The following is a 14,274-nucleotide window of genomic DNA, read 5'->3' as shown; positions in this document are numbered from 1 at the left end:
TTTTTGTTTTAAAATTAAGCAGTGATTAAGCCTCCCCGTTCAAGAAGGGCGGAAATTTTAGGCTCTGTTCCTCTAAAACGTTTGTAAAGAATCATTGGTTTTTCTGTGCCACCTTTAGATAGTACATGGTCTTTAAAGTCTTTAGCGATGACTTTGTTGAAAATACCATGCTCTTTAAAGTATGCAAAAGCATCAGCATCAAGTACTTCTGCCCATTTATAACTGTAGTACCCTGAAGAATATCCTCCCTGAAAAATATGAGCAAAAGCAGTACTCATACAGGTTTGAGGAGTGTCTGGAAATAAATTTGTTCCTTCAAAGGATTCTTTCTCAAAGCTTTTTACATTAGTTATTGGGGTGGGGTCATTGCTATGCCATGCCATATCTAATTTTGCAAAACTAATTTGTCTTAGGGTTGCCATGCCTTCTTGAAAGCTTGCAGAATCTTTTATTTTTTGAATCAAATCCATTGGAATTAACTCGCCCGTGTCATAATGTTTCGCAAAAAGTTCAAGTGTTTCTTTTTCGTAACACCAATTTTCTAATATTTGACTTGGTAGCTCTACGAAATCCCAATAAACAGAGGTACCGGAAAGACTGGGGTATATGGTGTCAGCGAGCATTCCATGTAAACCGTGACCAAACTCATGAAATAAAGTAGTTACCTCATTAAAAGTTAATAATGATGGCTTGGTAGGTGTGGATGGAGTAAAATTGCAAACATTAGAAACATGTGGCCTATATTCTTCACCGTTTTTTCTAAACTGTGATTTAAATGAAGTCATCCACGCTCCACCTCTTTTTCCTGATCTTGGATGAAAATCGGCATAAAACAAAGAGACGAAATTTTGATCTTCGTCATAGACTTCAAAGGTTTTTACTTCCTCGTGATATTTATCTACATTGAAAACTTCTTTAAATTGTAATCCAAAAAGTTTTTCTGCTACCTTGAAAACTCCATCGATAACATTTTCTAACTTAAAGTATGGCTTTAGCAATTCGTCATCTAAACTGAATAGCTTCTGTTTCAATTTTTCAGAATAATAAGAATTATCCCATTTTTCTAATTGGCCAATTCCGTCTAGTTCTTTGGCAAAATCCTCCAATTGCTTAAACTCTTTAATAGCCGCCGGTTTAGCCTTTTCTTGTAGTTCATTTAAAAATGAAATAACCTTTTCGGGCTTTTCAGCCATACGTTCTTCAAGCACAAAATCTGCATGCGTTTTATACCCCAATAAATTGGCACGTTCATGGCGTAATTTTGCAATTGCTAAAACATTCTCTTGATTATCAAGCGAATTACCTTTAAACCCTTTGCTGCCAAAAGCCAATGCAAGCTCTTTTCGTAATTCCCGATTACTCGCATATTTCATAAAAGGAATATAACTTGGATAATCTAAGGTGATTAACCAACCTTCTTTATTTTTTGATTTAGCCAACTGAGACGCGGCTTCTTTTGCGCCGTCAGGCAGTCCATTCAAATCTTCTTGATTGGTCAAATGCATTTCAAATGCGTTGGTTTCCGCCAACAAATTTTCTCCAAAGGTCAATTTTAGTTTGGCCAACTGGGTATCAATTTCCCGCAACCGTTGTTTTTTGTCGTTAGGCAGATTAGCGCCATTACGACTGAAACTCTTGTAGCGTTTATTGAGTAGGGTTTCTTCTTCCGTTGACAAGCCTAGTGCGTCTTTTTGCTCGTAAACTGATTTTATTTTTTTGAATAAACCTTCATTTAGAGTAATGTCATTACTAAACTCTGATAATAATGGAGATACTTCTTGAGCTATTTTTTGAATAGCTTCATTGGTTTCAGCAGAATTTAAATTAAAAAATATACTTGAAACTCTATCGAGTTGATAACCAGAATAATCTAAAGCTGCTATAGTATTTTCAAAAGTTGGAGTATCTGTATTATAGACAATAGCATCAATTTCTTTTTTTGCTAAATCAATTGCATTCGTAATTGCTGGATGAAAATGTTCGTTTTTTATTTTGGAGAAAGGAGCTTGGTCAAAAGGTTCAAGAAGTGGGTTATTCATGTCAATATTTGCTTTAAAATTTTAATTATTGCTCAGTAGTTCTTTCATGGTAATGGCGTCTTGTTCCAGAAACTCAGTACCGTCAAAATAAATATATTTCCATTTTGATTCTGTGGTATCCATATCAATCTTCCAGTGTTCTATTGGGCCAGAAATCTTTACTTTTCTTTTGGTAGTGTTTACTTGCTCTATTTCAAGACTGTCTACAAGCATCATTAACTCGCTATGATACCACATTACATCATCTATAATAACGCCAAAGTCTTCTTCTCCCCATTTGGATATTAAAAGATCAATACTCAGCTCATCAGGAGCAATACTGACCATTGTTGGTTCGGTTAAATGAATTTCTTCAAAATCCGTTTCGGATTCACATGAGAAGATTAAAAAAAGTAAGAAGAAAACAAACTTTCTCATTTGAGTAGTATGTTATTTACTATTAACGGATTTAGCCCCGTCAATGACTTTCTTCTTTAATCCTTCTTTATAGAGAATGATTTTATCTAAAACACATTTATTAGAGCTACCGATAATTTGGGCCGCTAAAATTCCCGCATTTTTTGCTCCGTCAAGTGCAACTGTCGCAACAGGTACACCACCTGGCATTTGTAAAATAGAAAGTACAGAGTCCCAACCATCAATTGAGTTGGAGCTTTTAACAGGCACACCTATAACAGGTAGCGGTGACATTGAAGCTACCATTCCAGGGAGGTGTGCTGCGCCACCAGCACCAGCAATTATGACCGCATAACCGTTGGTATGCGCATTTTTACTAAAGTCAAATAGTTTTTCAGGAGTTCGATGTGCAGAAACAATATCAACATCTACTTCAATATCAAATCCTTTTAAAATATCAATGGCATCTTGCATGACCGGAAGGTCACTTGTGCTTCCCATTACTACCGCTACTTTACTCATATCTTATTTGCTAATAACCTTAATTTTTTCTTTTACCTCTTGTGCTACTTCACGAGCGCGACCCATATCTTCATCTACAATGGTAACATGTCCCATTTTTCGAAAAGGCCTCGTCTGCTTCTTACCGTAAATATGAGGGGTCACACCTTCTAAACCTAAAATCTCTGTTATGTTTTCATAAACCACATCACCGGTATAACCTTCAGCCCCAACTAAGTTAACCATTACTCCAGCAACTTTACTTTCCGTTTTGCCTAAGGGTAAGTCCAAAATAGCTCTAATATGTTGTTCAAATTGATTGGTATAACTAGCTTCAATGCTATAGTGGCCACTATTATGTGGTCTTGGCGCTACTTCGTTTACTAAAATCTGGTCTTCTTGCGTTTGAAAAAGTTCAACGGCAAGTAAGCCAACAAGATTGATATGTTCTGCAACTTTTAAAGCTACCTCTTGTGCTTTTTGAGCAATATGCTCTTCTATTCTAGCCGGACAAATAACATATTCCACTTGGTTAGCCTCAGGGTGAAATTCCATTTCAACCACGGGATACGTTTTAACCTCACCACTAGCGCTTTTAGATACAATTACTGCCAATTCATTTTTGAAGTTGACCATATCTTCAGCAATACATTCTACATTTGGAAGATTTTCCAAATCTTCGATTTTTTTTACCACTTTGACTCCTTGTCCATCATATCCAAATTGAGCTGATTTCCATACAAACGGAAAACTTAATCCGCCGTTGGTTATACTATCTTTGATTTCACTGGTATAGGCGAATCTTGTAAAAGGCGAAGTAGGTATTTCATTATCGGTATAAAACAATTTTTGTGTTGCTTTATTTTGAATAATTCTAAGTGCTCTTGGTTGTGGATATACTTTTATTCCTTCATCTTCAAGTTTTTCAAGAGCATCAATATTTACATTTTCAATCTCAATGGTCAAAACATCAACATCTTTTCCAAAATTGTAGACAATATCAAAATCCAACAAACTACCAAGTACAAATTTATCACATGCAATTTTACATGGCGCCTCCTCTGAGCTATCCAATACTTTGGTTTGAATATCCCACTTTCTTGTTTCATATAGTAGCATCTTACCTAATTGGCCACCACCTAAAATACCAAGTTTAAAATCTGAAGAAAAATAGTGCATGTGTAATCAACTTGTGATAAAAACAAAAATACACCGAATTCCCAAAAGGGTGAAGGTTTGCTCTAAAAAGCACATTTAAAAAATGCTATCTTTGCCATCTTCATAAAAAACAAGAATACATTGATAAAGCTACATGACAAGCTTTTTAAACCTTATTTAAGTGAGACGCAAATTTTAGAAGCTGTTCAAAAGATGGCTGATAATATTGCTGTTGACTATAAAGACGAAACACCCATTTTTGTGGGAGTCTTAAACGGTTCATTTATGTTTGTGGCAGATTTTTTAAAAGCCTATCAACATCCTTGTGAAGTTTCTTTTGTAAAATTAAGTTCTTATCAAGGCTTAACGTCTACTGGTATTGTTGAAACTTTGTTAGATGTATCTGAAGATATTGAAGGAAGGAGTGTTATTATATTAGAAGATATTATTGACACAGGTCGCACTTTGCAGCAGTTGGTCAATTTGTTTTCAAATACTAATGTCAAAGAGTTTAAAATAGCATCATTATTTCATAAGCCTGAGATCTATAATGGAGAATACCTCATTGATTATGTAGGTCTTGAAATAGCTGATTGTTTTATTGTGGGGTACGGTCTAGATTACAATGAATTAGGCCGAAATTTGAGAGAAGTTTATCAACTAAACCAAACGAATATGATTAACCTAGTGCTTTTTGGAAAGCCCGGAGCCGGTAAAGGAACTCAAGCTAGTTTCTTAAAAGAAAAATATAACTTGAAACACATTTCTACTGGTGATGTTTTTAGATTTAATATTAAAAATAATACCGAACTAGGTAGGCTTGCAAAGTCATATATGGATAAAGGAGACTTAGTGCCTGATGAAGTCACTATAAGTATGTTGAAAGATGAGGTGGAAAAAAATCCAGAAGCAGCTGGATTCATTTTTGATGGTTTTCCAAGAACAACAGCTCAAGCTGAGGCCTTGGATAATTTCTTGGAATCAAAGGATATGAAAATTGATGCTACTATTGCTTTAGAAGCAGAAGATGATATTTTAGTCGCTCGTTTATTAGAAAGAGGTAAAGAAAGTGGACGAAGTGATGACCAAGATGAGTCAAAAATTCGTAATCGGTTTGATGAGTATAATCAAAAAACAGCGCCGCTTAAAGAATTTTACTCAGCGCAAAACAAGTTTCATTCTGTAAATGGAATAGGGGAGATATCAGATATTACTGAACGTTTGGCTAAGGTAATAGACAGTCTAAGGTAAATCTTAAATTATGCCAGAAGAAGTTATATCACCAAAGTATGCGTTTAAAGGTTGTTTTATTACAGGTTGTTCAGCGGTGCTTTTGTTTTTAATTTCCGCAGCAGCATATTTTATTTATCTATTTTATTTTGATGACTCTATACCCACAGGGTAACTAAACACTTTATTCATTTCTACCTAGGATTGAAAATTTAAACCTTGTAAACCTTAAAAATGACGGAAGGCAATTTTGTTGATTATCTAAAAGCTTTTGTTACTTCCGGTAATGGTGGCAAGGGCTCTGTGCATTTACATCGCGAAAAATATATAACCAAAGGAGGCCCTGATGGAGGAGATGGTGGTCGCGGTGGTCATGTTATAATTAGAGGCAATAGCAACCTTTGGACACTTGTAACTTATAAGTTTAAAAAGCATTTTAAAGCTGGTCACGGCGAACATGGCAGTAAAAATAGAAGTACCGGAGCTGATGGCCAAGATGTGTATATGGATGTGCCTTTAGGGACTGTGGTTCGTAATGGTGATACCAATGAAATTCTCTTTGAAATAACCGAAAATGGAGAAGAAAAGATAGTTGCTGAAGGTGGTATGGGTGGTCGCGGTAATTGGCACTTTAAAACATCTACTAATCAAACTCCTCGTTACGCCCAACCTGGTATTGAAGGCCAAGAACATAATATTGTTTTAGAGTTAAAGTTATTAGCAGATGTAGGTTTAGTAGGTTTCCCGAATGCTGGAAAATCAACGTTACTTTCAGTAATTACTTCAGCAAAACCAAAAATAGCTGACTACGAGTTTACTACGCTAAAACCAAACTTAGGTATTGTTGAGTATCGTGATTTTCAAAGTTTTGTAATGGCCGATATTCCTGGTATTATTGAAGGTGCCGCAGAAGGCAAAGGGCTTGGACATTATTTTCTTAGACATATTGAACGTAATGCGACACTATTATTTTTAATTCCTGCAGACAGTAAAGATATTTCTAAAGAATATGAAATACTTTTAGACGAGTTGCGAAGATATAACCCAGAATTAGTTGACAAACAGCGTATTGTGGCTATATCTAAATCAGATATGTTAGATGACGAATTGCAGCAGATGATGAAGGTAGAATTAGATGCAACTTTAAACGCTCCTTACCTTTTTATTTCTTCTGTTGCCCAAAAAGGTATACAAGAATTGAAAGATGTACTCTGGAAACAGTTGAACGAATAGTGTGTCATTTTAACTTTCTTCAAAGCATTTATTCGTAAATTTAAGTTCATTCCTCATGAAGAACTTTTTTTACATAGTTATTGTGGTGCTGCTAATTTCATGCAATTCGGTAAGAGTCAACTATGACTATGATAAGGTTACCGATTTTACTAATTATAGTACCTATAATTATTTTTCAGATATAGAATCAGGTTTGAGTGAGTTAGACGAAAAGCGTTTGGTAAAAGCTTTAGACTCAAGTTTGCAAGTCAAAGGCTTTCTATTGGCTGAGGAGCCAGATTTTTTCATTAATATTCTAAGTTCCGAATATAGAACAGCACCTAGCAACAACGTCGGTATTGGTATTGGCGGTGGTGGTCGGAATGTTGGTGGAGGAGTTTCAGTAGGTATTCCTGTAGGTAGTTCTGGCTGGCAACGAGAAATTCGATTTGATTTTGTAGATAGCCAAAAAGACGCTTTGTTTTGGCAAGCTGTTAGCGAATCTGGCTACAGAGATAATGCTTCACCTAGTGTTCGTGAAGAAAGGCTTAACGCTATAGTTACTAAGGTATTGGCAAAATTTCCGCCACAGTAATTCACGAAATAGTTTAAAATATGATTGGGTATTTACTTTCTACCGTTCGGTAAGCTTAGATTACCGTTGGTCATAAATTACTTTCCGAGACCTAAGCTCACTTATATATTTGCTTCATAATCAATTAAAACAAAAGAATATATAATGATAGCACTAGTCAAATTAATAGTTTCACTTGTATTAAGCATCTTACTTTAAATATCAATCAACCTTAAAACTTTAAAACATGAAAAATTCTGAAAACATTAAACAAGTAGTATTTATAATTGGCTCAATCACTTTATTGGTTGGCACCTTTTTAGCCATAAGCAGTAAAAGCTTAGCTACTAACTTCTTTCCAATATACATTGGGTTAACTTTAATGGGTACTGCAGTAATGCACAAAGAAGAAAATACCAAGACTTTAGAAACAACAATATGAAGAATAATACTAAAATAGCCTACTTATTTATTGGTGCATTACTACTAGTTAGCGCTATTTTTAGTGTAGCATTGTCAAAGCATATCATTCAAATTCTTTTATTAACAATATTGGGAGTAGTTGCTTTTGTTTTCGCTTTTACTAAAAAGGAGAAAATTGAAATGTTTAATGAAGCCAAGTTGATAAAAAAGAACCCTGCACTAATAATTTCTGCAACATTATTAGCTGTGGTTTTTTCAGGTGGTGTTGGATTTATTTTTGGAAAGTTGCTTTATCAGTTTGTGCATTAAATTCGAGACTGCTTGAATACTATTTTAAAGCAAAATCTAGACAGTAACTTGACCCTTAGCGCCTCCTTTTCATAGAACTTTACTATTAGTAAACTTATTTATCTTTGATCGCATTAAAATAATACTGTAAGTTAAAATGAATATTACAGATAAGAACAGAAATCTATTTTTCTGGATTTTACAATTTGCTGGATGGGGTTTTTTGAATTCTCTTTCCATCTTTGTTTTGAAAAATGTCAGCTTTGAGTTTTTACTTTATTCTTTTTTAGGAGGTCTGTTCATTGGTGTGTTTTCTACTTCCCTTTTAAGATGGTATTTAAAAAAAAGCATATTTTTTGAGCAATTTGGGTGGAAAGAATTGCTCAAAATTGTTTTGTCTACAATTACAGCTGCAGCTATTTTTGGTGGGTTAAACATTGTTTTTGGGTACGTTTATGTGAAATTAGGACCTTCATTGTCTTCCGATGAGTTGGATTTGATGAAAATTTATGATAGCAAATGGCTAATTGTATTCAGTTCTATATTCAACGTCTTTGCTTGGGTAATTTGTTATTTGGGCATAAAACTTTTATTGAAGTTCAATAGTAATCGTATTGAGAGATTAGAGCTAAATACGAATCTTAAACAGGCACAATTAAATACACTCAAGGGGCAAATAAACCCGCACTTCATGTTTAATAGCCTGAATAATATTCGAGGTTTAATGCTTGAAGATGTGGATAGATCAAGAGAAATGCTAACAAAGCTTTCCGAGATGCTTAGATATTCTCTAACTAAGAATAATATTAATGCCATAGCCTTAGAAGAGGAATTGGAGATGGTTGATAATTATATAGATCTTTCTAAAATTCAGTTTGAAGACCGTCTTGATTTCGTTAAGGAGGTGCAGAAAGATTGCTTGCAAGTGCAAATTCCCCCAATGCTAATTCAACTATTGGTAGAGAATGCAGCTAAACATGGTATTTCGAAATTAAAAGATGGTGGCAAGATTAGTTTAAAAGTTCATAAGGAAAATAATGAACTATTAATTAAGGTTTCCAATACGGGCAAATTATCTATTTCCAAAGACTCCACGCAATTGGGTTTAAATAATATTCGTCAACGATTGAAATTATTATATGTTAACAAAGCTCAATTTAAGTTGGAAGAAATTTCCAAGGAAGTTGTGGCTACCATTAATATACCTTTACTATGATTAAGGCGGTAATAGTAGAGGATTCAAGATTAGCGCGTAATGAGCTGAAACAACTTTTAAAAGCACATACGGATATTGAGCTTATTGGAGAAGCTAAGAATGTTGATGCAGGTTTTGAATTAATTCAAAAGGAAAATCCGGATTTACTTTTTTTGGATATTAACATGCCCGAAAAAGATGGATTTGAGTTACTAGAAATGCTTGATGAGGTTCCAATTACCATATTTACAACTGCTTTTGATGAATATGCTATAAAATCATTTGAATACAACGCCTTAGATTACCTTTTAAAACCAATTAATGAAAAACGTTTTGCATTAGCCATTGAAAAGGTTAAAGCTAAATTAGAAGGTAATGAAGTAGAAGAAGGTAATAACACCGTCAAGAGGCTCTCAGAAAACAGTCAGATTTTTATAAAAGATGGCGAAAAGTGCTGGCTCGTTAAAATTGGCTCTATTTCTCATTTTGAAATTGTTGGAAACTACACTAGGGTATTTTTTGAAGATCAAAAGCCTATGCTTTATAAGTCCTTGAATCAGGTAGAAGACAAATTACCAACTGAATCATTTTTTAGGGTCAATAGGCAACAGATTATAAACACAAATTTTATTGGTAATGTGGTGCCTTGGTTTAATGGCAAACTAAAATTGACCATGAAAAATGGCGCAGAGGTTGAGGTTTCTCGAAGACAATCTTATCTATTCAAGGATAAGATGAGTTTTTAATAACTGACTTTCTTTGTATAAATTTATTTAGTAACCTTAATTACATATGTTGCTAAAGGTTTCTTATTCAAATTTAAATGAAGGTCATAAGTGCCTTTAAATTGAAATTGATGTCTGAGCAAATAGCCATTTTTGATGACCTCTACTTCCGGAATAATGGTTTTAGATTTATTTCCATCATTATGTGTGAACTGAAACATTTCTTTAACTAATTTCTTTTCGCTTTGAACTATCATTTCAAAAGCAGATTCTTTGTTGAGCGAAATCTTCATTTTATTTGGAGTTATCGGGTAAGTGCCAAATTCAAAAGCATCTTTATAAAGCAAGGGTTCTGCTAAAAAATCTTCGAATTTATAATTAGGATTACTGAGCAACCATTTTTTATCAATAGGATAATGATTTCTTTTAAAATATTCTGGTGAGGTTAAAAAATAACCGTTAACGAAGTTCTTTTTAAATACAGGTATGTCCTCATTGATAATAAAAGTGCCGGCAGACCATGTAGCATCGCATAAATACCATTTTTGTTGAAGTTGAATTGCGTTCCAAGAATGATTTGGTGCGCTTTTTATGTTTAAATCCGCATTCAAAACCCTACCAAAACCATTGACAATTTCACATTGCAAACCGGCTAAATTCGCCATTCCTTTTATGAGATAGGCGTAACCTGTGCATGCAGTTTTCTTATCATTGACCAACCGCCGAAACATTTTTGGCGTGTAAGATTTATTCCAGGCTAAAAACGAGGTGTTACTTTTCTTTATTTTTTTTCTCTTATTTTTTGTTCTTATATATGAGGCATAGTCATTCTCAATATTTGTGCAAACCCATAGATAAATAGCTCTAAACTTTTCAACATCGGTTTTTAAATCATTGGTTAAATTGTAAGTTAAAAGGGGTAAGTTTTTTAAACTTGCCCCTTCCAGCTTATTGGCTATATTATCAGCTTTTTCAAAATCAATAAGATTAAAATCTTTTTGTTGACCATGAAGCGCTGTTTGAAAAATTAAAAATAGAGTGAGAAGAAATCTCATTTAAAAAGGCCAATAATTTTTTGAAATATATTTTTCTTTGATTTATAGACACCTTCAACTGCCACGTCTCCCATTAAAATAATATCAGTGTCATCAAATTGAATGTTGATTTCAATAAGTTTTTCTTCAGAAGATTCTACTAAATATTCCTTGGTATCAAAACCTATGTAGCTAAATAGAAGAACGTCACCTTCGCTTAGCTTTTGAGGAAATTCAAACTTACCGTCAAAATCTGTTTGTATACCTATATTGCTGCCTTTTAAAACAACGTTGACTCCAGCTAATGGCAAGTTTTGTGCATCTGAAACTTTTCCTTTTACCGTGTATACCCCCTCTAATTTAACTAGTTTTAATGGGCTGACAGAGTCAGTTTCGGTTTGTACTGTTATTATAGGTAATTTAACTTTATGAGCATGTAAGTTTGTTGTGCCTGCTACACCGAATAATGAAACTGCAACTACTGCAGCCTTACCAAACCATGAAAATCGAGATGGATTCATGACAATTGGTGTATTGATTTGGTGCTGTATAAACCTGCCACAAGTTTTTGTGGTATTCTCGAGTCGTTTCATAATTTCAAAATTTGACATTCTAGTAAAATCAATGACTTCTTTTTGGCAGTTTTCACAATACCCACCGTCATTGGTGGATTTAAAATTATCGAAATTTTCTGAACAAGGTTCTTTTACGGTAATACTTAATTCTGTTTTCATAATACACTGGTTTATTATTATGAAGCCAAACTATCTTATTATTTAGGGTTTTAAAACCAAGAATTAGGCAACTATAGATGTGAATGAGTGAAACAACCTTTGAAATTATGTTAAAGTGATTTCAACAATCCACCATCAATAGGGATATTAGTGCCGTTTATATATGCTGCTTTCTCTGAGGCCAAAAAAGTAACTAAAAAACCATATTCCTCAGGTTTACCAATGCGTTTGACAGGTACATTTTGTTCCATGGTACTTCGAACTTCTTTTTCAGAAACCCCTAACTTTTCAGCTTTCTTAGCGTTAAGTTGTGTAATGCGATCGGTATCAAAATATCCTGTTAGAATATTGTTTACGGTTATGCCTTCTTTGGCAACATCAATAGAGAGACCTTTGCCCCATGTAGTTACTGCCGCTCTTATAGTATTTGATAACGCAAGATAGTTCAGAGGCTCTTTAACCGAAACTGAAGCTACATTAATTACACGACCCCATTTTTGTTTGAGCATATGTTTTAAAGCAAATTCGGTAGTAAATACGACGGTTTTAAAGAGCAAATCAAAAGCTGTTTGATAGTCGTCCACTGTTTTTTCAAGAGCTCCTCCAGCTTCTGGACCTTGAGTGTTGTTCACTAAAATATCAACTGTATTTTCTTTAAAAAAATCAAAAATAATGGCTTTGAAGCCTTGGTAATCATTAAAATTGACTACAAGGAATTGATGTTTTTGCCCTTGATCAGTTGGCAGGTTTTCTAAAATAGCAATGATTTTAGATTCATTACGAGACATTAATGTTACGCTAGCACCACTTTCTGCCAACTGTTGTGCAATTGCCTTGCCTATGCCGCCACTACTGCCGCCAATTAGTGCTTTTTTTCCTTTTAATGATATATTCATAAAGTATACTTTATTGTCTTTTTTAAAAGTTCCTCACCCTTGGGGAGTGGATTTAGAGGTGGGGCTTATTTATATTCTTCTCGGACGGGGCTAAAAATATCCATCAATTTACAAGCAGTTATGGCTTTTCCACCGTGAGGTGTATTAGAAGGAATTACAACAACATCACCAGAGTTGTATGTTTTTGTATGGCCATCTAGCGTAAATTCAAAAGTACCTTCAACTACGTGCATTATCTGTTCATGTATATGATGATGTATTGGTACTTCAGCATTAATTTCTACGTCCCAAAATGCCCAGCTCATTTTTTTTGCATGAATCATTTTGGCATGATACCCTGGCATAATTTCTTTTGATGGTATGTCTGATAAATTCATAAAATTTCTTTTTACCAAGATAATAAGAATCACCAAAGAATTTTAAGCCATTACCTATCTTTGAAAGCAATTTGAGAACTATGCAAGTACATTTTATCGCAATTGGCGGTTCCGCTATGCACAACTTGGCTTTAGCCTTAGCACATAAAGGTTATCAAGTCACAGGAAGTGACGATGTTATCTACGAACCTTCTAAAGGAAGGTTACAATTAAAAGGATTATTACCAGAAGAATTTGGTTGGTACCCTGATAAGATTCACAATAGGATAGATGCAATAATTTTAGGAATGCATGCCAAATCCGATAACCCAGAATTACTTAAAGCACAAGAGTTAGGGGTAAAGATTTACTCTTATCCCGAATTCTTATACGAGCAGTCAAAAGATAAAACACGGGTAGTAATTGGAGGCAGCCATGGTAAAACTACAATTACATCTATGATACTTCATGTATTGAATTACCATGATAGAGAAGTAGACTTTATGGTTGGTGCTCAATTAGATGGTTTTGAGCGGATGGTACACTTAACAGAAGAGAATGATTTTATTGTTTTAGAAGGTGATGAATATCTTTCTTCTCCCATTGACCGAAGACCAAAATTTCATTTGTACCAACCAAATATAGCTTTGTTAAGTGGCATTGCATGGGACCATATAAATGTCTTTCCTACTTATGAAAATTACTTAGAACAGTTTAAAATATTTGTGGATAGTATTGTCAAAGGAGGCAGTATCACATATAACGAAGAAGATGAAGAGGTTAAAATTGTAGTTGAAGCCTCTGAAAATAGTATTCGAAAATTACCTTATCATACTCCTAACTATCGTGTAGAAGATGGCACAACCTTGTTGGAAACCTCAGAAGGAGCAATGCCGATTGAAGTATTTGGCAAGCATAATCTTAATAATCTCTCTGGAGCTAAATGGATATGTCAAAATATGGGCGTTGATGAGGATGATTTTTATGAAGCCATCGCCACCTTTAAAGGAGCATCAAAAAGATTAGAAAAAATAGCTGAAAGTAATAATAGCGTTGCTTATAAAGATTTTGCCCATTCACCCAGTAAAGTGAAGGCAACGACGAATGCAGTTAAAGCACAGTACGCAAACAGAAAATTATTGGCTTGCCTAGAGTTACATACCTATAGTAGTTTGAATGTTAATTTCTTGAAAGAATATAATGGTGCCTTGGATGCTGCAGATGAGGCTGTTGTTTTTTATTCTCCAAAAGCCTTAGCCATTAAACAACTAGAAGTAATTACTGAAGAACAAATTGCGGACGCTTTTCAACGAAAAGACCTAAAGATTTTTACAGACCCTATTGCTTTTAAAAGCTATTTATTTGGTCAAGAATTAACAGATACATCCTTACTACTAATGAGCTCTGGTAATTACGGAGGCTTAGATTTTGGTGAAATAAAAAATTTGATTAGCTCTTAGTTGTTTGTTTAAGTGCGGATTTGGCAGAACTCAGTTCTTAGGAATAGTTTTTG

Annotated in this window: 17 protein-coding genes; 9 read left to right on the top strand and 8 right to left on the bottom strand. The window is 34.3% G+C overall.

Annotated features, from left to right (window positions below):
• Positions 1-14 precede the first annotated feature (14 nt).
• Genes RM520_RS12420 through RM520_RS12405 form a run of 4 tightly spaced genes read right to left on the bottom strand, consistent with a single transcriptional unit; the run spans position 15 to position 4,115 of the window.
• The gene (locus tag RM520_RS12420) at positions 15-2,039 is read right to left on the bottom strand and encodes a M3 family metallopeptidase (RefSeq protein WP_311388211.1); all 2,025 of its coding nucleotides are present in this window, start codon (positions 2,037-2,039) and stop codon (positions 15-17) included.
• Between the two features lie 21 nt (positions 2,040-2,060).
• Positions 2,061-2,456 (bottom strand): hypothetical protein, encoded by a 396-nt coding sequence (locus tag RM520_RS12415; protein ID WP_311385998.1) that lies wholly within the window; start codon positions 2,454-2,456, stop codon positions 2,061-2,063.
• A 12-nt stretch (positions 2,457-2,468) separates the two neighbouring features.
• Complete coding sequence (gene purE, locus RM520_RS12410) at positions 2,469-2,957, bottom strand: 5-(carboxyamino)imidazole ribonucleotide mutase (protein WP_311385997.1); 489 nt, start codon at positions 2,955-2,957, stop codon at positions 2,469-2,471.
• Between the two features lie 3 nt (positions 2,958-2,960).
• Positions 2,961-4,115, bottom strand: a complete 1,155-nt coding sequence (locus tag RM520_RS12405; protein WP_311388210.1) for a 5-(carboxyamino)imidazole ribonucleotide synthase — start codon at positions 4,113-4,115, stop codon at positions 2,961-2,963.
• A gap of 120 nt (positions 4,116-4,235) precedes the next feature.
• On the opposite strand from RM520_RS12405, the gene RM520_RS12400 reads away from it, so the two are divergent.
• From RM520_RS12400 to RM520_RS12365, 8 genes are all read left to right on the top strand, one after another.
• On the top strand, positions 4,236-5,345 hold the full coding sequence (locus RM520_RS12400) for an adenylate kinase (protein ID WP_311385995.1): 1,110 nt from the start codon (positions 4,236-4,238) through the stop codon (positions 5,343-5,345).
• 10 nt (positions 5,346-5,355) lie between these two features.
• Complete coding sequence (locus RM520_RS12395) at positions 5,356-5,499, top strand: hypothetical protein (RefSeq protein WP_311385994.1); 144 nt, start codon at positions 5,356-5,358, stop codon at positions 5,497-5,499.
• 59 nt (positions 5,500-5,558) lie between these two features.
• Positions 5,559-6,557, top strand: a complete 999-nt coding sequence (gene obgE / locus RM520_RS12390) for a GTPase ObgE (RefSeq protein WP_311388209.1) — start codon at positions 5,559-5,561, stop codon at positions 6,555-6,557.
• Between the two features lie 55 nt (positions 6,558-6,612).
• Positions 6,613-7,131, top strand: coding sequence for a DUF4136 domain-containing protein (locus RM520_RS12385; protein WP_311385992.1), 519 nt, complete (start codon positions 6,613-6,615; stop codon positions 7,129-7,131).
• A 226-nt stretch (positions 7,132-7,357) separates the two neighbouring features.
• Positions 7,358-7,552, top strand: coding sequence for a hypothetical protein (locus RM520_RS12380; RefSeq protein ID WP_311385991.1), 195 nt, complete (start codon positions 7,358-7,360; stop codon positions 7,550-7,552).
• Entirely contained in the window at positions 7,549-7,842 is a 294-nt protein-coding gene (locus RM520_RS12375; RefSeq protein WP_311385990.1) for a hypothetical protein, read from the top strand. The genes RM520_RS12380 and RM520_RS12375 overlap by 4 nt, the downstream gene beginning before the upstream one ends.
• Before the next feature lie 136 nt (positions 7,843-7,978).
• Positions 7,979-9,037, top strand: a complete 1,059-nt coding sequence (locus RM520_RS12370; RefSeq protein ID WP_311385989.1) for a sensor histidine kinase — start codon at positions 7,979-7,981, stop codon at positions 9,035-9,037.
• Positions 9,034-9,762, top strand: a complete 729-nt coding sequence (locus RM520_RS12365) for a LytR/AlgR family response regulator transcription factor (RefSeq protein ID WP_311388208.1) — start codon at positions 9,034-9,036, stop codon at positions 9,760-9,762. The genes RM520_RS12370 and RM520_RS12365 overlap by 4 nt, the downstream gene beginning before the upstream one ends.
• Before the next feature lie 23 nt (positions 9,763-9,785).
• Here the strand turns inward: RM520_RS12365 and RM520_RS12360 are convergent, their stop codons facing one another.
• From RM520_RS12360 to RM520_RS12345, 4 genes are all read right to left on the bottom strand, one after another.
• Complete coding sequence (locus RM520_RS12360) at positions 9,786-10,796, bottom strand: transglutaminase domain-containing protein (RefSeq protein ID WP_311388207.1); 1,011 nt, start codon at positions 10,794-10,796, stop codon at positions 9,786-9,788.
• A complete protein-coding gene (locus RM520_RS12355) occupies positions 10,793-11,509 on the bottom strand; it encodes a carboxypeptidase-like regulatory domain-containing protein (protein ID WP_311388206.1) in 717 nt (238 codons plus the stop codon). Before RM520_RS12355 ends, RM520_RS12360 begins: the two co-directional genes overlap by 4 nt.
• A 110-nt stretch (positions 11,510-11,619) precedes the next feature.
• Positions 11,620-12,405: an SDR family oxidoreductase gene (locus RM520_RS12350; RefSeq protein WP_311388205.1), complete on the bottom strand. Its 786-nt coding sequence runs from the start codon at positions 12,403-12,405 to the stop codon at positions 11,620-11,622.
• Positions 12,406-12,470: 65 nt separating this feature from the next.
• Positions 12,471-12,782: a cupin domain-containing protein gene (locus RM520_RS12345; protein ID WP_311388204.1), complete on the bottom strand. Its 312-nt coding sequence runs from the start codon at positions 12,780-12,782 to the stop codon at positions 12,471-12,473.
• 80 nt (positions 12,783-12,862) lie between these two features.
• On the opposite strand from RM520_RS12345, the gene RM520_RS12340 reads away from it, so the two are divergent.
• Positions 12,863-14,221: a UDP-N-acetylmuramate--L-alanine ligase gene (locus RM520_RS12340; protein ID WP_311388203.1), complete on the top strand. Its 1,359-nt coding sequence runs from the start codon at positions 12,863-12,865 to the stop codon at positions 14,219-14,221.
• Positions 14,222-14,274 lie beyond the last annotated feature (53 nt).

This window comes from Croceitalea vernalis, from assembly GCF_031846405.1.
In the GTDB taxonomy this organism is placed as follows: Bacteria; Bacteroidota; Bacteroidia; order Flavobacteriales; family Flavobacteriaceae; genus Croceitalea; species Croceitalea vernalis.
The sequence above is the reverse complement of the archived record's forward strand: the minus strand, read 5'-3'. Positions and strand labels throughout refer to the sequence as shown.